This is a genomic window from Dyadobacter sp. UC 10, assembly GCF_008369915.1.
GTDB lineage: Bacteria > Bacteroidota > Bacteroidia > Cytophagales > Spirosomataceae > Dyadobacter.
In genome coordinates, this window is sequence record NZ_VSRN01000001.1 from 5874105 (window position 1) to 5896051 (window position 21947).

At 45.9% G+C, this 21947-nt stretch carries 21 protein-coding genes; 2 read left to right on the forward strand and 19 right to left on the reverse strand.

Translation table 11 applies throughout. The annotated features are described in order from the left end of the window. Nucleotides 1-80: 80 nt before the first annotated feature. From FXO21_RS24375 to menB, 17 genes are all read right to left on the reverse strand, one after another. Nucleotides 81-605, reverse strand: a complete 525-nt coding sequence (locus FXO21_RS24375; RefSeq protein WP_149642528.1) for a hypothetical protein — start codon at nucleotides 603-605, stop codon at nucleotides 81-83. 52 nt (nucleotides 606-657) lie between these two features. Next, the gene (locus tag FXO21_RS24380; RefSeq protein WP_149642529.1) at nucleotides 658-1146 is read right to left on the reverse strand and encodes a hypothetical protein; all 489 of its coding nucleotides are present in this window, start codon (nucleotides 1144-1146) and stop codon (nucleotides 658-660) included. Nucleotides 1147-1193: 47 nt separating this feature from the next. Next, nucleotides 1194-2534 carry a C10 family peptidase gene (locus FXO21_RS24385; RefSeq protein ID WP_192579318.1) on the reverse strand — a complete coding sequence of 447 codons (1341 nt, stop codon included), beginning with the start codon at nucleotides 2532-2534 and terminating at the stop codon, nucleotides 1194-1196. A 245-nt stretch (nucleotides 2535-2779) separates the two neighbouring features. Beyond that, nucleotides 2780-3604, reverse strand: a complete 825-nt coding sequence (locus FXO21_RS24390; protein WP_149642531.1) for an SDR family oxidoreductase — start codon at nucleotides 3602-3604, stop codon at nucleotides 2780-2782. Beyond that, entirely contained in the window at nucleotides 3601-3816 is a 216-nt protein-coding gene (locus tag FXO21_RS24395; RefSeq protein ID WP_149642532.1) for a hypothetical protein, read from the reverse strand. Before FXO21_RS24395 ends, FXO21_RS24390 begins: the two co-directional genes overlap by 4 nt. A 187-nt stretch (nucleotides 3817-4003) precedes the next feature. After that, the gene (gene dnaK, locus FXO21_RS24400) at nucleotides 4004-5923 is read right to left on the reverse strand and encodes a molecular chaperone DnaK (RefSeq protein ID WP_149642533.1); all 1920 of its coding nucleotides are present in this window, start codon (nucleotides 5921-5923) and stop codon (nucleotides 4004-4006) included. Nucleotides 5924-6087: 164 nt separating this feature from the next. Further along, on the reverse strand, nucleotides 6088-8628 hold the full coding sequence (locus tag FXO21_RS24405) for a phosphocholine-specific phospholipase C (RefSeq protein WP_149642534.1): 2541 nt from the start codon (nucleotides 8626-8628) through the stop codon (nucleotides 6088-6090). Nucleotides 8629-8735: 107 nt separating this feature from the next. Further along, nucleotides 8736-9272 carry a hypothetical protein gene (locus FXO21_RS24410; protein WP_225865844.1) on the reverse strand — a complete coding sequence of 179 codons (537 nt, stop codon included), beginning with the start codon at nucleotides 9270-9272 and terminating at the stop codon, nucleotides 8736-8738. Between the two features lie 51 nt (nucleotides 9273-9323). Continuing rightward, the gene (gene rplT / locus FXO21_RS24415; protein ID WP_149642535.1) at nucleotides 9324-9668 is read right to left on the reverse strand and encodes a 50S ribosomal protein L20; all 345 of its coding nucleotides are present in this window, start codon (nucleotides 9666-9668) and stop codon (nucleotides 9324-9326) included. A 104-nt stretch (nucleotides 9669-9772) separates the two neighbouring features. Further along, nucleotides 9773-9964, reverse strand: a complete 192-nt coding sequence (rpmI, locus tag FXO21_RS24420) for a 50S ribosomal protein L35 (protein ID WP_149642536.1) — start codon at nucleotides 9962-9964, stop codon at nucleotides 9773-9775. A 120-nt stretch (nucleotides 9965-10084) separates the two neighbouring features. Next, nucleotides 10085-10633, reverse strand: coding sequence for a translation initiation factor IF-3 (gene infC, locus FXO21_RS24425; protein WP_149642537.1), 549 nt, complete (start codon nucleotides 10631-10633; stop codon nucleotides 10085-10087). A 112-nt stretch (nucleotides 10634-10745) separates the two neighbouring features. Further along, nucleotides 10746-12689 carry a threonine--tRNA ligase gene (gene thrS, locus FXO21_RS24430; RefSeq protein ID WP_149642538.1) on the reverse strand — a complete coding sequence of 648 codons (1944 nt, stop codon included), beginning with the start codon at nucleotides 12687-12689 and terminating at the stop codon, nucleotides 10746-10748. Nucleotides 12690-12749: 60 nt separating this feature from the next. Beyond that, nucleotides 12750-13952, reverse strand: a complete 1203-nt coding sequence (locus FXO21_RS24435) for a tetratricopeptide repeat protein (RefSeq protein WP_149642539.1) — start codon at nucleotides 13950-13952, stop codon at nucleotides 12750-12752. A 75-nt stretch (nucleotides 13953-14027) separates the two neighbouring features. Next, on the reverse strand, nucleotides 14028-14915 hold the full coding sequence (locus FXO21_RS24440) for a class I SAM-dependent methyltransferase (RefSeq protein ID WP_149642540.1): 888 nt from the start codon (nucleotides 14913-14915) through the stop codon (nucleotides 14028-14030). A 166-nt stretch (nucleotides 14916-15081) separates the two neighbouring features. Continuing rightward, nucleotides 15082-16629, reverse strand: a complete 1548-nt coding sequence (locus FXO21_RS24445) for a hypothetical protein (RefSeq protein ID WP_225865845.1) — start codon at nucleotides 16627-16629, stop codon at nucleotides 15082-15084. A 16-nt stretch (nucleotides 16630-16645) separates the two neighbouring features. Further along, on the reverse strand, nucleotides 16646-17053 hold the full coding sequence (locus FXO21_RS24450; protein WP_149642541.1) for an EVE domain-containing protein: 408 nt from the start codon (nucleotides 17051-17053) through the stop codon (nucleotides 16646-16648). 41 nt (nucleotides 17054-17094) lie between these two features. Continuing rightward, nucleotides 17095-17919, reverse strand: a complete 825-nt coding sequence (menB, locus tag FXO21_RS24455; RefSeq protein WP_149642542.1) for a 1,4-dihydroxy-2-naphthoyl-CoA synthase — start codon at nucleotides 17917-17919, stop codon at nucleotides 17095-17097. Nucleotides 17920-18035: 116 nt separating this feature from the next. On the opposite strand from menB, the gene FXO21_RS24460 reads away from it, so the two are divergent. Together FXO21_RS24460 and FXO21_RS24465 are read left to right on the forward strand one after the other, a co-directional pair. Continuing rightward, a complete protein-coding gene (locus tag FXO21_RS24460) occupies nucleotides 18036-19088 on the forward strand; it encodes an AMP-binding protein (RefSeq protein WP_149642543.1) in 1053 nt (350 codons plus the stop codon). Further along, complete coding sequence (locus tag FXO21_RS24465; RefSeq protein WP_149642544.1) at nucleotides 19089-19868, forward strand: hypothetical protein; 780 nt, start codon at nucleotides 19089-19091, stop codon at nucleotides 19866-19868. It abuts the gene before it with no gap. Nucleotides 19869-19875: 7 nt separating this feature from the next. Here the strand turns inward: FXO21_RS24465 and FXO21_RS24470 are convergent, their stop codons facing one another. Together FXO21_RS24470 and FXO21_RS24475 are read right to left on the reverse strand one after the other, a co-directional pair. Continuing rightward, nucleotides 19876-20928 carry a helix-turn-helix transcriptional regulator gene (locus FXO21_RS24470; protein WP_149642545.1) on the reverse strand — a complete coding sequence of 351 codons (1053 nt, stop codon included), beginning with the start codon at nucleotides 20926-20928 and terminating at the stop codon, nucleotides 19876-19878. 134 nt (nucleotides 20929-21062) lie between these two features. Further along, complete coding sequence (locus FXO21_RS24475) at nucleotides 21063-21944, reverse strand: bifunctional 5,10-methylenetetrahydrofolate dehydrogenase/5,10-methenyltetrahydrofolate cyclohydrolase (protein ID WP_149642546.1); 882 nt, start codon at nucleotides 21942-21944, stop codon at nucleotides 21063-21065. Between the last annotated feature and the right edge of the window lie 3 nt (nucleotides 21945-21947).

The following is a 21947-nucleotide window of genomic DNA, read 5'->3' on the forward strand; positions in this document are numbered from 1 at the left end:
AGCTCAAATTTAGGCCCATTTCTTTTTATCCCCTTCGGTTTTATACTGCTGATGAGATTTTTTCAATGCTCAATGCCGAGTTAGCGAAATTTACTAGTCGGTTCATAGATATAGCGCAATGAATCCAGCTCGGGCTTGTAGGTTGCGCTTTTCATTACATTGCTGAGCTCGATGCGATGTGTTTCTCCCTCGCCGTCCGGAATGGCATCCAGGAATGCAGCAAATCCGGATTCTTTATTTATCTGATACCAAAACTGACTCCTTTTTAGCTTTCTATCATAGCGATGTCCATATTGAACCGCCTGCAGTGAATCCGTCTTGTGTAATTTGGAATTGAAGAATGAAAAGATATAATACGGAATCCCCTTATGATAATGAGGTTCATCCAAGCTGTCTTTTTCGGAAATTAGATATTGGACTTCTAGCAACACTTTCTCCGAGATTTTGTTGGGATCCTCCTTTCCACCTTTTTTTCGATAGTCAACTAATATCCAATACCCGGGGTTTTCGCCGTCGGTAGGGCTTCCTACTACTGATTTTGTAAATCTTTCTGGAAAACATCCGACAACAATTGTGGCAGTCAGGATTATAATTATAGATTTCATATGCATCTTGGATCAGTCTAGACAGTACGATGTTTAGGGCTCACATCAATTGTTACCTGAACTTCGCAGTCGGTTCATAGATATAGCGAAGTGAATCCAGCTCCGGCTTGTAATTTGCGCTTTTCATGACGTTGCTGAGCTCAATGCGGTGAGTTTCTGTCTCTTTGCCCAACTTCACATCGAGATATACCACGAAGCCAAATTCCCGGTTAAGCCGATACCAATATTGGCTTCTTTCAAGCTTTCTGTCATACCTATAATCAGATAATTTGGCTTGAATTGAATCTGTCTTTTTTAAAGCAGCATTGAAGAACGAGAAAACAAAATATGGAATTCCTTTCTCGTACAACGGCTCCTGCAAGCTATCCTTTTCAGATATGAATTTCTGCGCTTCTAAAAGCACTTTTCCTTCGGCTTTATGAGGATCCAGGGACTTACCATTTTTTTGATAATCTACCAATATCCAATATCCCGGCTTCTCACCATTGGTCACGTCGCCATTAGGCTCGATCACATATCGTTTTGGGAAACAACCGCACATGGTTGTTAAAATTAGTATGAACACGAAAACTTTCACGATTATATGGCTTATGGTTGAACAATGTAAGCTCTCATATTCTGGCTATTGTATAGGGTACCGCCTCCAACAATCCCGGTGTAAGCAAACCACGTATGATTCTCTGATACGTCTCCCCATCCCCAATTCATTTGATAGTATACTGAGTGATTTTCATAGCAAAACCCATTTTGATCATTGAAAATAGCGTACAAGTCCCGAATCCCATCCATGACCCAAATGTGCTGATTAGCTGCACAGGCGGCGCAGTTAGATCCGAATACGATAACAGGCCTCAGCGCTCGCAGTTCGGTGCTTATCATCCCGATGTTGGAGAAGAATTCTTTATCGAAGGAAGTATATCCCCTGTTCGAGAAGAAATTATCAATGTGCCCGGGGATATTCCAGGTCTGGCAGCCAGATCCGGAGAGCGGAATACCTAGCCCAGGAACCAACGTATTATACACTGCGTCCAGATCTTTACCGGTATCTCGTAAAAGATGAGCTAAATCAATATGGTTTGGATTTACAGGAATGCAGTTTTTTGGCGCGTTTACGGGCATTGCATTAAACATTGATGCCGAGTAAGTATGCCCATTGGTAGTGATTTGCTTATGGTGGTATCTTAACACCTGTGATACTGCAACCGGTCCACAGCCAGTTGGCGCCTTCCCGCAATTATACTGCCCACTACAATTCAATGTATTAACACCAGACGGACAAAAGGCATTATACCCTGTTCCTTGCTGCCATTGGGAGAGCGTATGCGTCAAATGCGCAATCGTCGAATTCGCCGGAATCGGATGAGTTACGAACCATTCGCAGCTGGCTTCGGGTGTGTTGACGGGTTGTTCGCTTGTCCGGCCGCCGTTTGGTGTTCTGCCAAGTTGTTGCCAAAGGTTGACGATGTCGATGTGAGCTTCCTTCTGGGTTTGGACACCTTCAAAATTTTCCCTGATCAGATCAAACCAGAGCTGGATCCCCGGATTGTCTGTCTTTTCATCGAAGTTTCCTTTTTCTGCAAAGGCCAGAACTGGCTTCATTCGTTTGTCGGCGGAAAGGAGCGTAAATCCCTTGTCGTTTTCGTATTCTACAATGTAGAACATCACTTTGCTGTCATTGTTTAAAAAACGTCTTACCCCACTTACAATAAGTTTTTCGCTGTCGCTGGTCCTGGCGTTGCTTTGCATTTGGGCCATTTCCCCACCGGAGAGTAACCTGACGGCTTCTTTTTGGTCGACGAAGAATTGGCTTTTTTGTTCTGTTGGTTCTTTCAGAGTAGGTTCCAACAGATCGTTTTTGGAGCAGGCATTGAGGAGGAAAATGATTGCCGCTAATTTAAAAAGAGAGGGCACTGAAATCCTGATTTTCATTTTCATAGCATGTTTGTTTCCACCCTCCCGATGTACTTATTTGTACGACTTCGTGGCGTGAAGCAAAATGCGGAACAATATTTCAATAACTCAACAAGCTACACCCACAATTTTATAAGCAGAGCTTATAACGTTATAAGTCCTGCTTATAAAATAGATTTTACCTTGAACAAATAGTACAGTATAAAGAAAACGTCCGGCATTTGCCGGACGCTATTTATTGATGAAGTAAGTAATTTGACCATTTAACCATTATCCGAAAACTCAGGATAAAGCGTCATTCCGCCGTCGATATATAATGTTTCTCCATTCACGTAATCAGAATCATCGGAAGCGAGCCAGGCTACTGCTTTGGCAACGTCCTGCGGCGTACCGATCCTTTTGTAGGGAATCAGGTTCATCAGTTCATCATACTTAGCCGGATCCGACCAGACTTCCTTGTTAATAGGCGTCTTAATCGCGCCCGGACTTACTGAATTGACCCTTATTTTATGCGGAGCAAGTTCCTGGGATATGGATTTCATAAACATCATGATACCTCCTTTTGAAGCCGCATAATTTACATGGCCGGCCCAGGGAATGATGTCGTGAACCGAGCTCATCATCACGATTTTGCCTATTGAAAGCTCACTATGACTGGTGCCTTCGGCAGCTTTTTCCTGAGCGAGAAATTGCCTGGCAGCAGCGCGGCAGCAAAGGAACATGCCCGTGAGATTTACGTCGATTACCTTCTGCCACTCCTGCAAGGTCATCTCCAGAAACGGCGCATCTTTTTGCAATCCGGCATTGCTGATTAGTACATCCAGTCTTCCGAATTTGTTAATCGTCTCTCTGAACATCGCCAGTACATCATCCTCGCGGCTAACATCAGCTTTAACCAGTATTGCCTCGCCACCTCTTTTGACTATTTCATCTACCGTATCCTTACCCGCTTCTGCATTCGAACTATAATTGACGACGACTTTTGCACCCTGGTTGGCGAAATGAATTGCGCAGGCTTTACCAATTCCCGAGCTTGACCCGGTCACGATAACAACCTGACCTTTAAATTTCAGTTCAGGACCTATCATATAATTTCTTTTTCGATTGATTTCAATTTTTTCCAGACACTGCGGTTAATCTTTTTGACCGCCCAGTTTTTCGCGATCAATATGGCTTTTGCGACAGCGTCGCGGGGAGAAATGTTATGGGAGCGAAGAAGCTCTTGTGCAATGACAACCGCTTTTTCACGGGTTGTGGGAGATAAATACATCAATTCAGGTAATGAGATCCTTGCGTCCATAGATTAACGTGAATTTTAGTAACAGGTTTTTGTTTGATGATTTTGTGTAACTGACGTTCATAAAATTCGGTGCCAGTCGGCCGCTGCGGTGCTTTGATTACATATCGAGTTTCAGGCACCCCAATTTTCAGCACTGCGTGTAAAAAAAATCCCCATCTGTCAAGACGGGGATTTTTAAAGGGGCGTCTTATTTGACTTCTTCAAAATTAACGTCCGTCACATCGTCGGTCGCATTGGCACTATCCGCAGCTCCCGGATTTCCAGGATTTGCCCCGCCCGCAGGACCTGCACCAGGCTGACCTTCGCCACCCTGAGCATACATTTCCTGAGAAGCAGCCTGCCATGCAGCATTCAATTTTTCCATTGCGGAATCAATTCCGGAAAGATCCTGGCTCTGGTGAGCAGTTCTCAATTCAGCCAATGCACCTTCGATATTGGACTTATTACCCTCAGAAAGTTTTTCGCCAAATTCTTTCAGCTGTTTGTCAGTTGAGAAGATCAGGCTATCTGCCGCATTGATTTTCTCAATTTTCTCACGCTCCGCCTTATCAGCTGCTTCGTTGGCTTTTGCCTCTTCGCGCATTCTGTTAATTTCAGCGTCAGTTAAGCCGCTGGAAGCTTCGATGCGGATTTTTTGCTCTTTTCCTGTTCCTTTATCTTTTGCCGAAACGTGCAGGATACCATTTGCATCCACATCGAAAGTAACCTCGATTTGTGGGGTACCGCGTTGTGCCGGTGGAATATCAGACAAGTGAAAACGGCCCAATGTGCGGTTCTGAGTAGCCATAGGACGCTCTCCCTGTAACACGTGGATCTCAACAGAAGGCTGGTTGTCAGCAGCGGTCGAGAATGTTTCCGTTTTTTTCGAAGGAATAGTTGTATTCGCATCGATTAGTTTTGTGAATACACCTCCCAGGGTTTCAATACCCAATGAAAGCGGGATCACGTCGAGCAGCAATACATCTTTTACTTCACCCGTCAAAACACCACCCTGAATCGCGGCACCAACTGCAACTGCTTCGTCCGGGTTAACGTTTTTCGAAGGTTTTCTGCCAAAGAACTTTTCAACTTCTTCCTGTACACGAGGAATACGCGTTGAACCGCCTACAAGGATTACTTCATTGATATCACTATTCGAGTAACCTGCGTTTTTCATCGCTTTCTTGCAAGGCTCCATCATTCTCTGGAACAATGAATCAGCAAGCTGCTCGAATTTCGCGCGGGTCAATGTGCGCACCAGGTGCTTTGGAATTCCGTCAACCGGGAATATATATGGTAAGTTGATTTCAGTCTGTGTTCCGCTGGACAATTCAACTTTCGCTTTTTCCGCAGCTTCTTTCAAACGTTGCAGCGCCATCGGATCTTTACGCAGATCAACCGCTTCGTCTTTTTGAAATTCGTCGGCAAGCCAGTTGATAATTACCTGGTCAAAGTCATCACCACCAAGGTGTGTATCACCGTCGGTTGATTTTACTTCGAAAACGCCGTCGCCCAGTTCAAGGATCGAAACGTCAAAAGTACCACCACCCAAGTCGAAAACAGCGATTTTCATATCCATGTGCTGCTTGTCAAGACCATAAGCAAGGGCAGCAGCAGTAGGTTCGTTGATGATACGCTTCACATCCAAACCTGCGATTTGTCCTGCTTCCTTAGTTGCCTGACGTTCCGCGTCATTAAAGTAAGCAGGTACCGTAATAACCGCCTCCGTTACTTCCTGACCAAGATAATCTTCCGCAGTTTGTCTCATTTTTTGTAAAATGAAAGCAGAAACCTCCTGGGGCGTATAAAGCCTGTCTCCGATAGGGATACGCGGCGTATTGTTCGGGCCTTTCTCTACGCTGTAAGCAACCGTCTTCAATTCGCTGGTTGTTTCATCGTATTTTTTACCCATAAATCTTTTTATGGAGCTGATAGTATGCTTGGGATTAGTGATCGCCTGACGTTTGGCCGGTGCTCCGATTTTGCGTTCACCATTATCCATGAATGCAACCACAGATGGAGTAGTGCGGGCTCCTTCGCTGTTTGCAATTACAACCGGCTCGTTACCCTCCATGACAGCCACGCAGGAGTTCGTTGTTCCTAAGTCTATGCCAATAATTTTTCCCATTGTTCTATATTAAAAGTTAAGTATAATTTGATTCTGTTCTGTCGAGCTGCTAATCGATATTTCGACCGCTCTGAGACTTTCTAAAAAGCCCGTACCAGATTAGAGATACAATGGGGGAAGTGACAAAGTGTCAGGCTGGGATTCCAGCCTGACGAAAGTATTTATTAAACGCGTACTTGTCCCATATAAGGGTCGCTCTGGCTCAGATATCCGGTTTCCACGTGCCCGGCGTAGCGTTGCAGGAAGTGAGGGTCATTTTCAAGGGTGACCGAGAAATCGTACCAGTTAGAGCTGTTTTTTAGATCAAAAGGTATGCGAATTTCGTTTTTCGCAGCGTATTCCTCCATATTAATCCTCTTACTATCAGCATTGTAGGCGTTGTCTGTAATAGTAATAACGGCATTCTTATCCGGATCGAGATTACTTAGTGTAAAAACAGCAAATGCCTCCGAATTCTTACTTTTACCGGGCTGATATTGCAACCCTACTTTCACAGATCCGGCATCTTTTGTGCCGGTATATTCCCTGTAAAACCCGTTGGGACCATATACGCGCAAATGATATTTACCGCCTTCAAAATCGGCTATTTTCCAGGATCCTTTCAACGCGTCTCCCGCTTTTACTGCATAGTTCCAGACCTTAAAAGCCTCATTTTTATATTTTGTCGGGGCATAAATCATAAATGGTGAGCCGGCTGCCTTATCCTTAAACATGCCATTTTTGGCTTCCAGCGTAATTTCAAATGCAGTTTTGTCAGATTTTAAGGCGCCTTCCGCCGACAGCTCGTATGGAATGGGGCAGGAGGGGCGTGTCCCTTTTTCCTGTTTTGGTAAAACGGACGAGGCAAGCGGGTCCTTATTAACCGATTCAATTTCTCCCTTGCTCAACGCTTTATAACCAGTCGGCAGTCTTTTAAACTTGGCATTAAATATTCCCTCCATGAATTCGTCTCTTTCCAGAAATGTCGGCAGCTTGCTCTGCTCGCCTTCATAGGGCAGGAATGTAGAAGTAAGGTCGCCGCAGATGGTACGTCTCCATTCGCTGATATTCGTTTCCCTGATTTCCTTGCCGGATTTATGCGAGACAAACTTTTCCAGGAATTGCAGAATGGAGGTATGATCAAAAACTTCGGAGCACACATTACCGCCCCGGTTCCAGGGCGAAGCAACCACCAGAGGTACCCGATAACCAAGCCCAATCGGACTTTCACGACTCTCTTTTTGAGACTTTTTGGTCATATCCTCCTGCAAAGTCACATATTCGGTCTTGCAGTCGATGCCTTTTGAAACGGCGCCGGTATCTTCCTTGTAAGGATTTGGGACTGAAAATGGAGGTACGTGATCGAAATAGCCGTCATTTTCATCGTAACAGAGGATGAAGATCGTCTTCTTCCATACTTCCGGATCGGTGGTCAGAATATCCATTACTTCCGATACGTACCATGCCCCATACCAGGGGGAAGTGGGGTGATCCGAGAAATTTTCAGGCGCTACGAGCCAGGAAACGGTAGGAAGGTTGCCCGTTTTCACATCGGACCGGAATTGATGAAGAATATCTCCCAGCGGCGCCTTTGCCTCATGTTCAATATCACCGTCCAAGTATTTAACGGTCGTTATTTTTCTGTATTCGGGGTCATTTTTATTGATCGTAAATGCTTTCTGATGAATATTCTTTTCGCGTTGAGAAAGTTTTTCAAAATTCTCGGGACTCCATCTTATTATTTCCTCTTTTGCTAATGCAAGACTTGCCTGTTGCGCACTGATCTTTTTCGCGAGCGCATCAGCGTCCTTTCCGGGCTGCATTGTTTTTAGCTTGGCCTGTGCCTCTTCAATTTCCTTCGGCAAATTTTTTATCTGCCCTTTTAAATATTCCTGGTAGCCGGTATGAAAACGGATCTGATATTGAGAAAACCACTCAATAGGGTTATCCGTAAAGTTGGCCAGCCAGGATTCTTCTTCTCCTGTCAACCCGGTCGGGATACTCAGTTCATTCTGATAGATTTTCCATGAAACGCCATGGTCTTCCAGCCTTTCAGGAAATGTAGTCCAGGAAGCTTCTGCATCGTCGGACACATTTTCGTTTCTGACATTCGCGTAATTTTTAGGGTCAGGGCTTTCGCGAATCGTTCCGGTCCACAGGTACAGCCTGTTGGGTGTGGTACCTGTCAGTGACGAGCAAAAGTTCTGATCACAAACGGTAAATGCGTCTGCCAGCGCATAATAGAAGGGGATATCCTCGCGGTTATAATATCCTAGCGTCAGAGGCATTTTGGTGTAATCCTTATGCCCTGGCTGCTTGGCGATCAGCCATTGGTCATACTTGCCGTTATTCCGCGCATCTACCTGATTGGTCCAGGAATGTGGGAGTGAGCCCATCCAGGTTGCATTGGTTTCCCGCATATTTAATCGAAACGGAACGTGCGTTTCTCCGAATGCATTCTTTTGCAGCCAAACAAGATTTTGATCGGGAAGCTGGATCGCCCGTGGGTCATTAAACCCGCGCACGCCGCGCAGTGCTCCGTAAGAGTGGTCGAAAGAACGGTTTTCCTGCATCAATATCACCACGTGTTCGGCATCCTGCCATGTTGTGCCTTGGGGTGGATTTATGGCCAATGCCTTCTGAATAGAAGCGGGCAGGGTGCTGAATAATCCGGCTGCTCCTGTGAGTAAGGTAGCTTTCCGGATAAATTCTCTTCTCGAATCCATAGTAAGGTGAGTTAAAAAGAAAAAGGGCTTTAAGGATAGTACATCATTTTGTGCAAATGTACTATCCTTTTAAAGCCCTTGCTTTATCTCGGTATTATTCTTTGTTATTACTTGCCGCCAAAAAGGCCACCCAGCATACCGCCGAGATCGATGCCGCCTTGGCCCGGCTTTTCGTCCTTTCCGCCGCCAAAGAGGCCGCCGCCCATTTGAACCAGCGAGCCGAGGTCGAACCCGCCTCCGCCGGCTCCATTCATCTTGCCGATCACCGCCCCCAATACGCTCGGCAGCACAGCGTTAACGATGTTACCCGCCACCTGGCTGTTTAATCCAAACTTTTGAACGATGGCGCCGATAGCGTTGGTGGCGATCGAAGCAACTATGGGATTGTTGAGAAGCGAAGCACCAGAGGTGCCGCTTTCGCCGGAAAAAAGGCTCATGAGGCCGCCGATGTTCCCGCTTTGTGCCTGATCCTGCAAACCGCCGGTAATCGAGCCTACCAATGTGTTCATTACTTCCTGATTCTGCTCGTTAGGCACATCTGGGTTCTGGACTACGGCTTGTTGGGAATTTTGTTGAACGAGGTCGAAAAGTTGTTCAAGCATGTTATTTGGTTTTGAGGTACGATAGTTGATTTTCGCCTGCAATATCCAAATTTTAGACAAAAAAAATCCCGCCGGAAGGGCGGGATTGCTGTTTTATTTTACCTGATCTACGATCGCTTTGAAAGCTTCCGGATGGTTCATCGCCAAGTCGGCGAGCACTTTTCTGTTTAGCTCGATGCCTTTTGCATTCAATTTGCCGATAAAAGCAGAATAAGACAATCCGTGCTCGCGGGTTCCTGCATTGATACGCTGGATCCACAGTGCGCGGAAATTACGCTTTTTCTGTTTACGGCCTGTGTATGCGTAAGCCAAACCGCGTTCTACCGCATTTTTAGCTACTGTCCATACATTCTTGCGACGGCCGAAATAGCCTTTCGCAAGCTTCATTACTTTTTTACGTCTTGCACGTGACGCAACGTGATTTACTGAACGTGGCATGTTTTAACTGTTTTTGATAATGGGCGCTCTGCTGAGTCTTAAAAGCCTTTTACCGGGTTGAACAAAGAAACCGAAATGGTATTGTAATTAAATGGCCTGGCTAATTAACCAAGCATTGCCAGCACTTGCTTGTGGTTAGACACGTCAATAAGACCAGTCTTCACCAACCCACGCTTGCGTTTGTTAGATTTTTTAGTCAGAATGTGACTGTGGAAAGCGTGTTTACGCTTAATTTTTCCAGTGCCGGTCAGCGTGAAACGCTTTTTAGCTCCTGAAACGCTTTTCATTTTAGGCATGATTCAAAAAATAATAGTTGATAAAATATAAAACAGCGCGCAAAATTAGCCAAAATGTTTATAAAATGAAAATCGTGATCCCGGATTCCGGAACCACGATTTCTATATATTATAAATATCTTATTTTTTCAATGTTGGGGCGAGAATGATTGTCATCCTTTTTCCTTCGAGCTTAGGCTCCATTTCCAGCTTGCCGTATTCATTCAATGCCTCGGAAAATTTATTCAAAAGATTTACACCTCTTTCCTTAAACACAATCGTACGACCTACGAAATGCACGTAAGCTTTTACTTTTGAGCCTTCTTTCAAAAAGTTGATCGCGTGTTTCAGCTTGAAATCAAAATCGTGATCGTCCGTGTTTGGTCCGAAACGAATTTCTTTGATAACCACTTTCTGGGCTTTCGCCTTGATCTCTTTTTGCTTTTTCTTTTGCTCGTACTTGAACTTGGAGTAGTCGACTACCTTGCAAACCGGAGGTACTGCTGTTGGTGCAATCTCAACCAAATCAAGACTTTGCGCCTTTGCAAGTGCTCGGGCTGTATTGATATCCACAATGCCTGGCTCAATATTTTCTCCAACCAGACGTACTTCTTTTGCTGTAATTCGTTCGTTTATTTTATAAGGTTCTTCGGGAACTCTTAACCGTCCACTAGGGGGTCTTAATGCCATATAACTTGGTTTGGTGTTTTTTTGTTTTTTCGGTGAAAATCAAAAGTGCTAACAGTGCGGTAACAAAAATAGTGCCTTCCTGCTTGAATTATAACAAAAAGTTAGGAAAACATCAAATTACCGCGGATTCCTTCTTGAAAAAAGCCGCAAATTCCGCCACGGTCATGCTACCCAGGTCACCTTCTCCCTTGCGACGTACCGATAATTTACCCTCAGCCATTTCCTTTTCACCGACAATCAGCATAAACGGAACCTTGGTAACTTCCGCATCACGGATTTTCCTTCCTATTTTTTCATCCCTGTGGTCTACAAAACCCCGGATATCGTCATCCTGCAACCGAAAGAAAACTTCTTCCGCATAATCGGCAAATTTCTCGGAGATCGGCAAAATAGCGATCTGGTCAGGCGACAACCACAACGGGAATTGCCCGGCAGTATTTTCGATCAATATCGCAATAAATCGCTCCATCGATCCAAATGGCGCACGGTGGATCATGACAGGCTGGTGTTTCTGATTATCAGAGCCAGTATATTCAAGACCGAATCGTTTTGGCATTTGATAATCAACCTGAATAGTACCCAACTGCCATTTTCTGCCCAAAGCATCGCGAACCATAAAATCAAGCTTGGGGCCGTAGAATGCAGCTTCGCCCAATTCTGTTACCGTGTTTAAGCCACGCTCAGAAGCCGCTTCTATAATCGCATTTTCAGCGCGCTCCCAGTCTTCGTCCTTACCGATATATTTCACCTTATCATTTGGATCACGCAGCGATATTTGCGCGCTGTAATCGTCAAATCCAAGGGTTTTGAATACATATAATACAAGGTCAATCACGCGCACGAATTCTTCTTTCACCTGGTCAGGGCGGCAGAAAATGTGGGCGTCGTCTTGTGTAAAGCCCCGCACGCGGGTCAACCCGTGTAGCTCGCCGCTTTGCTCGTACCTATAAACCGTTCCAAACTCCGAAAACCGCAAGGGCAGGTCTTTGTAGGAGCGGGGAGAAGTTTTGTATATCTCGCAGTGATGCGGACAGTTCATCGGTTTCAGTAAATATTCTTCACCTGGATTCGGCGTTTTGATCGGCTGAAATGAATCTTTACCATATTTGTCCCAGTGGCCCGAAGTCACATATAATTCTTTGCTGCCAATATTTGGGGTCACCACCGGCGTGTAGCCCGCCCGTGATTGTGCCTTGCTCAAAAATGCCTGCAAGCGCTCACGCAGCATCGCACCTTTCGGAAGCCACAAAGGGAGTCCCTGACCAACTTTTTCCGAAAAAGCAAACAGTTCCAATTCCTTGCCCAGCTTTCTATGGTCGCGTTTTTTAGCCTCCTCCATCAGGGTAACATACTCTTCCAGCTCTTTTTGCTTCGGAAAAGTGATCCCGTAAATGCGGGTAAGCATTTTGTTTTCCTGCTTGTTGCGCCAGTAGGCACCGGCAATATTCGTCAACTTGACAGCCTTGATAAATCCGGTATTGGGAATATGCGGGCCGCGGCAAAGGTCCGTAAATCCACCTTGCTCATACAAGGTGATCGAGCCATCTTCCAGCCCGTCGATCAGTTCCAGTTTATATTGGTCACCTTTTTGAGTAAACAGTTCAATAGCGTCTGCCTTGCTGATAGGCTTGCGTACATACTCATTTTTTTGCCGCGCCAATTCAAGCATTTTTGCTTCAATCTTCGGGAAATCATCCTGCGAAATAGATTGTTCTCCCAGGTCGACGTCATAGTAAAAGCCTTTTTCAAGAGACGGCCCCGTGCCGAATTTTATACCCGGATACAAAGCTTCCAGCGCCTCAGCCAATAAATGGGCAGAGGAATGCCAGAATGTAGCTTTACCGTCCTCATCATTCCATGTCAGCAGTTTTACGAGGGAGTCCTGCGTGATCTGGCGCGTAGGATCCCAAACTTCATTATTGACCTTCGCAGCGATCACATTGCGCGCAAGTCCTTCGCTGATACTGAGTGCTATTTCGAGGGCAGTAACTCCTTTCGGGTAAAATCGTTCGCTACCGTCGGGCAGGGTAATTTTTACTTGAGACTCGTCTTTCATTCAAAAATCTATTCTGTGGATTTAATTCAAAGGTTTTTCGGAAATCGGGAAAGTGCAAAGCTATTCAATTTTAGCTTTTTGTGTTGAGTCGATGCGGATATTTGTCGTGCCCCGCGGTTTGAGGACATTGATTTTTACCCGGGAAGTGTCTAGTAATTTGTAGCCGGAAGAGACGTTTTCCTCAGGGTAATAGGATTGATAGCTGCTTTCTTCATTTTCCCGCAGCCTGATCCTGTACAATCCGTACCGGGCATCCTGGTCACCCGGAGCGAGTGCCAATGCTGTACTGTAATAGGTTCTGGCGTTTTCATAATCGTAGCTTTTCTCATAACAAAATCCCAGCATATTGTTGATTTCTTTCGATTGCGGCTTCTTTTTGAGTAGTTTAATCAGTGCCGGGATGGCTTTGGAATATGCTTTCAGTTGAATGCCAATATTCGCAATCTGAAAAAGCGCGTCCTCATAGTCGGGGCTGAGCGAAACAGCTTTCTGAAAACTAAACAGCGCGGTGTCAGGCCTTGCCATCGCAACGAATATCTCTCCCCGCTCAAAATGAAGGTTTGGATCATTGGGAAAACGGTCGATCGCTTGCTGGTTTACCTGCAGTGCTTTTTCAATATTTTTAAGTTTCCGAAGAATCAGGATACTCTGCTGGTAGGCCCGGAGCATTCTCGGATTCACGTTAATGGCATATTCCAAACTGGACAAGCTGGCGAGGGAGTCGCCTTGTTTGGCCTGCAGCATACCTTTTACATAATAGGCGGGACCGTCGTAAGGAGCCATTTTCAAAGCCTGGTTCAGGTAACCTACGGATTCCCCAAAGCGATTTTTTGCCTGCAAGATATCGGCCAGTAACACGTAGAGTTCAGGACTGCTTTGCTGCAACGCCTCTGCCCGTTGGGCGTCTTCCAGCGCATTATCGATCTTACCTAGTTCCCGGTTGATTTTTCCGCGCAGCAAAAAATAGTCGCTGACATTGCCCTGCTCGTAAATCGATTCATTGATATCGTCCAGCGCTTCGTTATACTGCTCTTTTTCAAAGTAAATCCGCGCTCTTTTGAAATAGTTTATATCGGAATCGATACCTCTGTTGATCAGGTCGGTCAGTGAAAGTAATGCATCACTCTGCCACTGCGCCCGCGACTTTTTTACAACGGGAGGAATGCGCGTAGCATTTCTCGCATCACTCTGGCAGGATTGAAAGAAACTGCCGGAAATAAAGGCAAGTAGAAGCAATAGGTAGCTAAAAGCTGCTGATCTCATACAAAAGACGAATTAAGCCGTGATATTTTCCAGCTTATCCGGATACTATACAAAATTGAAAATTCTTGTTGTATTTTAATCAATTTGGTCTGAAAATCGGGAAAAGACGCCCAGGGGAAGTTTTTTGCCAAATGTATCAGGAATATACAACTCGCCGAACTCGTGCCTGATTTCTGTTCCAAAATGCGCCTTGATTAGATTCTCCACGATCAGCGCCGAGAAGCCAAGTGAGTATAGATTGATAATAAAGAAGTAATTCTCCTTCTTTAAAAGCAGCGCGCAAAGACGCAATAGTTCATTCAAACTTTCCTCCAAGAGCCATTTCTCGCCATCCGGCCCGCGACCATATGCAGGCGGATCCAGTATAATGCCGTTATATTGGTTACCGCGGCGCACTTCCCGTTGCACAAATTTCATTGCATCTTCCACCACCCAACGAATATTATCCAACCCGCTCAGCTGCATATTTTCACGCGACCAGCTGATCACCTGTTTAATTGAATCCACATGCGTTACATCTGCACCCGCAGCTTTTGCAGCCAGGGAGGCGACTCCCGTGTACGCGAAAAGGTTAAGTACATTCGGTTTTTCTTCCGGGATTTGCTTCAGCTTCCTGAAAATATAATCCCAGTTCGTCGCCTGTTCGGGAAAGAGGCCTACGTGCTTGAATGAGGATAATATAAGCTTACTGCGTAAATGCAGCGAATTTGTCCTGTATTGAAAAACCCATTTTTCCGGCATATCTGTTTTTGATATCCACTGGCCCTTTTCCTGGGAGTTTTTATCTTTTTTGAAAACCGCATGTGAACGCTCTTCCCATTCACTTTCAGGCAGGGACTTGTCCCAGATAGCCTGCGGTTCGGGCCGCGTCAGAATATATTGGCCAAATCTTTCCAGCTTTTCAAAACCGCCGGAATCGATCAATTGGTAGTCAGTATGTTGTTCGGGAGTAAGTAGGATCATGGAAAGTATTTCGTTATCCGTCAGCTTGTGCCAGCGGTCTTTGTATAATCCGTCGGCTGAAGCCGGCGGTCATTGATTAATTTCCGTTGGCTTTTGCCAACGGATACAGCCGGGGATCCCGGGCGATCCGGGGATCTTGGGATCTTGGGATATGGTTACCGGGTCTCTAGTATGCGATCTTATTCAGATAAAACACATTGCGCCTTCCTCTTGTCTGCGGGTCGCCGGCTGCGTTTACAATGCGTTGTTCGCCCCAGGCCAGGTAGAAGTTTTCGTACCAGTAATCAATATCATCCGTACTGGTTTTTCTGACCTTGTCACCTTCCACATTGGTTTCATTCGGAATAACGCGGTCACTATCGATCACCTGATTGCCTTTGATAATCTTGCTGCGGATTGCACCATTGTGGCTGTATACAAGTCTCGAATTTCCGTTTGAGAAAGTTTGCACCCGGATTTTCTCCCGCAGCTCCATACTTTTCACGTTATCGAAATTGATACTGTTGTCCCAAACCAGGTTACCATTTTGGTCCACGCCCGTCACGATCGCGTGGGTGTAGGTGAAGCCATCGAAAACCTGCTGGTTATAGCCGCGGCCACCGTACATAGGGTTCCATAAGTAGGGATTGTAAAGCCCCATTCCGAAAGGATAGCCCGTGAAGCCGTAACCGCCCATCATTCCATTGTTATTATTGTATCGATATTCGGGATAAAAGGCTTCTGCGACAAGCAGGTAATGATTGTCTTTCGGTACAATATCGTGGACCAGCAGTCTGTAATTTAATTTCAGGTCGGTTCCGCTTTCTTTTTTCTTCTTGATGCGCCTTTCCATTTTTTCCTGCTGGCGCTCATTCATGAAATTGAAGAAATTTTTAAAGTCCGTAAAACTATGGTATTTGGTAAAAACGGTCTCGTCACCAACGATTTTGCTGATATAAAGTCCCTGCGAAGCAGCCATACTGCTGCTTTGCATATTCCTGTATCCATATGTACCGATTACAATCCTGACGGAATCATTTAAAACCTGCAATCTGCCGCTCAGCAGTGAAAAATCATCTTCCGGGTCAACCGAAACCTGCGTATACAGCTCACCCGTCTCTTCGTAAGAACGCGCCACGATCTTGGTCTGCCTGCCTTTTTTTACTGCGAAGCAAACATTTACAAGATGGTGAGCGGTGTCAACCTCGACGGTTTGTATGGCATTGGAGCCTTTAATCGCGGAAGGCAGAACCCTGGTTTGTGCGGTTGTCAGCTGGGTGTAAATCAGTACCGGCTCGTTTCGTACCATGCCGGCCATGAATACCGAATAGCCAAGCGTTTTAAAATCGGTTATCTCGAAACGGTCGATGGTATTGATGGTAAAAGTCTCGACAAAGCCGGGGCCTACATTCACTTTTACAATCTGGTACAGGGTGCTTCTGTACTTGCTAAACAACAAAAATACAGCCTGGCCGTCGTAGGAAGAGGTAATGTAGTCCAGATTAGATTCAATAGGCCCATCAATAGACCACACGCGATCGAGGTTTGAATCAAACTTCTGAACGTTAAATGTTCCCCGGTCGGGCTTGGAAATCAGCAAAACGCCCTGTTCGCCGAGCGGCACGGTCTGATAAGCCGCGTTGCCGGAAAGCGGAAGTTCAATGCGCTTCACACTCTGTGCACGCGTATCAACCAAAATGCTGATCAGCAGGCTGGTAAGAAAAAAAAGTTTCAACCCGATCGGTTTATGTTTAATCATGCGCCAGTCCGACAATAACATCAAATTCTTCCCGCCGTACGGGTGATACAGACAATCTGGACAATTTTACCAAAGCCATTTCCTTCAAACGATCGTCGGCTTTGATCTGCGCCAGTGTCACGGTTTTAGGGAATTTCTCGACAGGTACCACATTTACAACCACCCAGTCACCTTCTTTTGCAGTAGGGTCGGGGTAATGTTCTTTTGAAACCTTTGCCAGCCCCACTATTTCTTTCCCTTCATTACTATGGTAAAAAAGCACCTGATCACCCTTTTTCATGGCCATCAGATTATTGCGGGCGGCGTAATTGCGGACGCCGTCCCACATTCCTTCTTTTTCTTTTACAAGCTGATCCCAGGAATAAGCGCTGGGTTCTGATTTGACGAGCCAATAATTCATGATTGTCGGTTAGGCTTTTTACTAAATATATCGCTTAAATATCAAGGGAACTTCGGGTATTTGCTGAAATCCGGTTTTCTTTTTTCAAGAAATGATTTTTGGCCTTCTTTTGCTTCCTCGCTGAGGTAATATAATAAGGTAGCATTTCCTGCCAGTTCCTGGATACCCGCCTGTCCGTCAAGCTCTGCATTGAAAGCGCTTTTCAGCATCCGGATTGACAATGGGCTTTTCTCCTGAATCTTCTTGCACCATTCCACAGTCGTCGCTTCCAGTTCTTCCAGCGGTACTACCTTATTAACCAGCCCCATATCCAAAGCCTCTTTCGCGTCGTACTGATCACACAGGAACCAGATTTCACGCGCCTTCTTCTGACCAACTACACGGGCGAGGTAAGAGGCGCCGAAACCGCCGTCGAAGCTACCCACTTTCGGGCCGGTTTGTCCAAAACGGGCATTTTCAGCTGCAATTGAAATATCGCAGATCACGTGCAAAACGTGGCCCCCGCCAATCGCCCAGCCTGCTACCATCGCGATTACTGCCTTGGGAATAGAGCGGATCATTCTTTGCAGGTCTAATACATTCAAACGAGGAACGTGGTCGTCGCCGATATAGCCGCCGTGGCCGCGCACCGACTGGTCGCCACCCGAGCAAAAAGCTTTCCCGCCTTCTCCCGTCAATATGATCACTTCGATCCGGGTATCTTCGCGGCAGATATGCATCGCGTCGATCATCTCGGTTACCGTTTGCGGGGTGAATGCATTGTGTTTATGCGGACGGTTAATGCTTATTTTTGCAATTCCTTCGTGAAGTGTAAAAAGGATTTCCTCGTATTCTTTAATGGTTTCCCACTGGATTGGACTGGACATAATCTGAAATGAAATTTAAAAAATTAGGCAGGATATTTATTAAATAGGTACATCCGTGCGCCGAAAGTGCGAAATTACTGATTGTTTGGGTATCCTTCAAAAAGCAAACGAATAAGATGGTTTTATCAAAGGATTTTTGGGAATTGCCCCAGCCGGAGGATGCATATCTCGCCAAAGTCCACGACTTTATGCGCGCCTGGAAAACCGGCCAGGCTGAATTTGTATTGCACACTTCCGGCTCAACAGGCACACCGAAACCCATTCATGTTTTCAGAAATCAGCTGATCAGCAGTGCATTGGCGACGGGAGAAGCGCTTAACCTCGGTGCCGGTACGCGTGCATTGGTTTGCCTGAATGTTAACTACATCGCCGGCCTGATGATGCTCGTTCGCGGAATGGAGCTGAATTGGCAGTTAACCGTTATTGAGCCCTCGTCCAATCCACTGCTTGACGTCGATGATGCAGCAGAATTTGACTTTACTGCGCTTGTCCCACTGCAATTGGCGAATATTCTTGAAAATCAATTGACTAAAAACAGAACGGGAAGCATGGGAAAAGTGCTCCTGGGCGGCGCACCGGTTGGTATCAGGTTGCTGAATGAAATTTCAGGAATCGGGATACCGGTTTTTCAAAGTTACGGGATGACGGAAACGGTTTCGCACATAGCGCTTCGCAAACTCAACTTCCCGGAGGCAGAAGAGCATTATACATTTTTGCCGGGTCTTCATTTCGGTGTTGACGAAAGAGGCTGCTTGTTTGTTTCAGGTGCTGTCACAAGGAACGAAATCGTCCAGACCAATGATTTGGTTGAAATCAATGGTACTACCTTCAAATGGCTCGGGCGTGCTGATCACGTGATCAATTCCGGCGGGGTCAAGATTGTGCTGGATCAGGTCGACGCAATTGTAGCGCAGACTTTTTTCGATCTTGAAATAGCCAACGCATTCTTTTCCTGGTATATAAACGATGAAAAGCTTGGTCAGAAACTGGTACTTCTGGTGGAAGGAAAGCCGCTTACAATCGCCGCGCATTTGATTTTAGATGAAATAAGGAAACGGAGTTCGGCTTATGAAACTCCGAAACATATTTACTTTGCAGACGAATTCGCAAAAACGCCTACCGGTAAGGTAGACAAACGCCGTTCATTTCAACCGTTTTCCCCATCTTAAATGGATAAGAATCTTCAAATACCAGGTCTGTATATCATCAGGTTCGAAACCGCGCCTGTCGTTCCTGCACCTTTTGCGCACTATTATGCAGTCAAATTAAATCTGGTTTCTGATAATGAACTGGAAGTGGATTTCGAGATCCGGTACAAAGACAGGGACGAGCTTTCAGAGGATGAGATCTACGACGAAGGCTTTACGACCGACGATGACTACAAATGGCAGGGTCCCATGCCCGAAAACTGGATCACTGAGTTCGAGCAGATTTTCACTTCTTCCAAAATGATCAGAAAGCGGGAGGAAAATGAATATGAGGATTTCATAGAAATAGAGCTCGAAGAAAATCAGAAACGGGTTACGATTTATCCTGTGGACAAGGAGCGCTGGTCGTATTTCTTGCAGGAAATGATGCAGGCAATTTTCGAAACCAGCGGACGTGAAAAACCTTTTGAATTGTCATTTCTGGAAATTGAGAGTGAAAAATCCACGCGGCTTGACCTCAAAGCTTCCTTTGCTAATAAATCTTTTACGATTAGTAAAAATAATGGAACTCCCCACGATCTGGAATGGACGCAATTACAGCAAATCATGGACACAGTTTACAGGGCGGAATTTGTCGCGGACAATGCGGTAGATGTAAAGCCCTCACAGAAAGGTAAATATCTTACAGCCGGCGATGGTTTATGGTATCAAATGGGCGTGGCGGTACTGGAAACCACATCCAAAAGTAAAGACCTTTCCAAGATTGAGACCTTGTTTAGTACGCTGGGAAGAAAAGTTTAGCGTAATACTAAATGTCCTGCTGCCGGTATTGACCAAGCTCGATCTGCAATTCATCCACAAGTTGAAAAATGCGATCGAGCGAAGGCTGCGGGGCTGGCATTTGCAGGCTGATGAATGCCTTTATTTCCCATACTTCCAGAACATCCTGCAATGGAGTTTCCAGCTCGGCAACGGCCGGGTTATCGGAGGCCAGCAGGAGGAAACCAGAGGTTTTGACGTGGTTAAAAGCAATTCTGCTAACGATACCCTCACTTTTCAGGACAAAAACATATTGCATCCCGTCGTGAATATCATACCAGTTACGAACGAATGTGCCTACCAGTATTGACCCCGGGTAAGCGTAATCTTCTCCCGCCTCAAAGGCCCGATAATAACCGGTAGGCAGGTTAGGGAGCTGAAAAGAGGGCAAATTCGTCAGGTAAGAGGGATTTTGAAAGTTGGCAAGATAATGTTGCTGCGTATTCAGCGCAACCCACTGAACTGTTTGATAAATGTTCGGACGCTCTTCCCGGCCTGCGTTAAACTGGGTCGGTTGAACCTGATTATTGAAAACAGGCAACTGATTGGACATTTGATTCGCAGGCTGTGGCGGTTCCGGATTGGCGTAATTCATTGTTCGCGGTTGCTGAGCCGGCGGTACTTCGCCGCTGACCGGTTTGAGATTGACTTGCCTGGAAACCATTCTAAGCGGCTGCTCGGGCTGCTGGTATTTGTCCATGATTCTGGCAAGTGGCTGCGGCTCGGCGTAAGTAGGCGTTCTCGGTTGCGCCGGAGCCGGAACATTTCCTGAATGTGAAACGGTCATTGGCTTGGTTTGCGCCAGCGGTAACGACAAATCAGGTGTTTCCCTTAGTTTTCTGAGATCATTTTTTAGCAAATTGTCAACGGTAATGCCGAAAGCTGCCGCCATATTTTTGAGATTAGTCAAATTTGGATTGGCCCGGGCTTCTTCGTAGGCACCCAAAAGGGAGCGTTTGATCGCTATTTTTCGGGCAAATTGCTCCTGCGTCAGCCCGTTCAGTCTGCGCAGGTATTTGATGTTATTGCTTACAATGCTCATAAACCGCAGCTATTTGAAATCTGATGCTAATTGACAAATCTTTTAGCAAAAATCAAATAACGTAACAAAAAACCGGATTACCTGCAATTTGGAAATGCAGATAATCCGGCTGGAATCCGGACTTATAATCCAGGTTATTTATATATTTCCTTCTTAGCAGCTTTGAATGTATTGGTTAGTAAACCGCAGATCGTCATCAAGCCAACTCCTCCTGGAACAGGTGTAATGTAGCTAGTTTTTGGAGCAACGTCATTGAAATCAACGTCTCCTTTTATTGAGTATCCGCTCTTCTTGGTAGCGTCTGCAACGCGGGTAATGCCCACGTCTATCACAACCGCCCCTTCTTTCACGTAATCCGCTTTAATAAAGTCAGCGCGTCCCAAAGCCGCGATCAGGATGTCGGCGCTTTGACAGATTTCTTTCAGATTTTGCGTTTTACTATGGGTGATGGTAACGGTACAGTTACCGGGATAGCCATTTCGCTGCATTAATATACTCATCGGCAAGCCTACAATCTGGCTGCGACCAACTACCACGCAATGCTTGCCACTGGTTTCAATCTTTGCGCGGATCAGCATTTCGAGGATACCGAAAGGAGTCGCTGAAATGTACGCAGGTAACCCCTTGCACATCTTACCGACATTGACCGGGTGGAAACCGTCTACATCCTTTGCGGGATCAATTGCTTCCATCACCGTATTTTCGGAAATGTGAGCAGGGAGAGGAAGCTGCACGATAAAGCCATCCACGTCGGGATCGTTGTTCAGCGATTCTACGGCTTTCAGCAGCTCGGCCTCAGCGATACCTGGTTCGAACCGGAGCAGGGTAGAGGAGAACCCGATCTCCTCGCAGCTCCGGATTTTGGAAGCCACATATGTTTCACTAGCACCGTCACTGCCAACTAAAATAGCCGCCAGGTGTGGTTTTTTGCCGCCCCCGGCGACCCATTTTTCGACTTCTTCTTTTATTTCGGATTTAATTTGGGAAGAAATGGCCTTCCCGTCGAGTAGTTGCATTCG

Coding starts and splice junctions, on each gene's coding strand:
- rplT (WP_149642535.1), bottom strand. CDS start 9,668: ATGCCACGTTCAGTAAATCACGTTGCGTCACGTGCAAGACGTAAAAAA.
- FXO21_RS24450 (WP_149642541.1), bottom strand. CDS start 17,053: ATGAATTATTGGCTCGTCAAATCAGAACCCAGCGCTTATTCCTGGGAT.
- FXO21_RS24475 (WP_149642546.1), bottom strand. CDS start 21,944: ATGCAACTACTCGACGGGAAGGCCATTTCTTCCCAAATTAAATCCGAA.
- thrS (WP_149642538.1), bottom strand. CDS start 12,689: ATGAAAGACGAGTCTCAAGTAAAAATTACCCTGCCCGACGGTAGCGAA.
- FXO21_RS24385 (WP_192579318.1), bottom strand. CDS start 2,534: ATGAAAATCAGGATTTCAGTGCCCTCTCTTTTTAAATTAGCGGCAATC.
- FXO21_RS24375 (WP_149642528.1), bottom strand. CDS start 605: ATGAAATCTATAATTATAATCCTGACTGCCACAATTGTTGTCGGATGT.
- FXO21_RS24470 (WP_149642545.1), bottom strand. CDS start 20,928: ATGAGCATTGTAAGCAATAACATCAAATACCTGCGCAGACTGAACGGG.
- FXO21_RS24440 (WP_149642540.1), bottom strand. CDS start 14,915: ATGATCCTACTTACTCCCGAACAACATACTGACTACCAATTGATCGAT.
- infC (WP_149642537.1), bottom strand. CDS start 10,633: ATGGCATTAAGACCCCCTAGTGGACGGTTAAGAGTTCCCGAAGAACCT.
- FXO21_RS24405 (WP_149642534.1), bottom strand. CDS start 8,628: ATGGATTCGAGAAGAGAATTTATCCGGAAAGCTACCTTACTCACAGGA.
- FXO21_RS24465 (WP_149642544.1), top strand. CDS start 19,089: ATGGATAAGAATCTTCAAATACCAGGTCTGTATATCATCAGGTTCGAA.
- menB (WP_149642542.1), bottom strand. CDS start 17,919: ATGTCCAGTCCAATCCAGTGGGAAACCATTAAAGAATACGAGGAAATC.
- FXO21_RS24460 (WP_149642543.1), top strand. CDS start 18,036: ATGGTTTTATCAAAGGATTTTTGGGAATTGCCCCAGCCGGAGGATGCA.
- FXO21_RS24390 (WP_149642531.1), bottom strand. CDS start 3,604: ATGATAGGTCCTGAACTGAAATTTAAAGGTCAGGTTGTTATCGTGACC.
- FXO21_RS24380 (WP_149642529.1), bottom strand. CDS start 1,146: ATGTGCGGTTGTTTCCCAAAACGATATGTGATCGAGCCTAATGGCGAC.
- FXO21_RS24435 (WP_149642539.1), bottom strand. CDS start 13,952: ATGAGATCAGCAGCTTTTAGCTACCTATTGCTTCTACTTGCCTTTATT.
- FXO21_RS24395 (WP_149642532.1), bottom strand. CDS start 3,816: ATGGACGCAAGGATCTCATTACCTGAATTGATGTATTTATCTCCCACA.
- dnaK (WP_149642533.1), bottom strand. CDS start 5,923: ATGGGAAAAATTATTGGCATAGACTTAGGAACAACGAACTCCTGCGTG.
- rpmI (WP_149642536.1), bottom strand. CDS start 9,964: ATGCCTAAAATGAAAAGCGTTTCAGGAGCTAAAAAGCGTTTCACGCTG.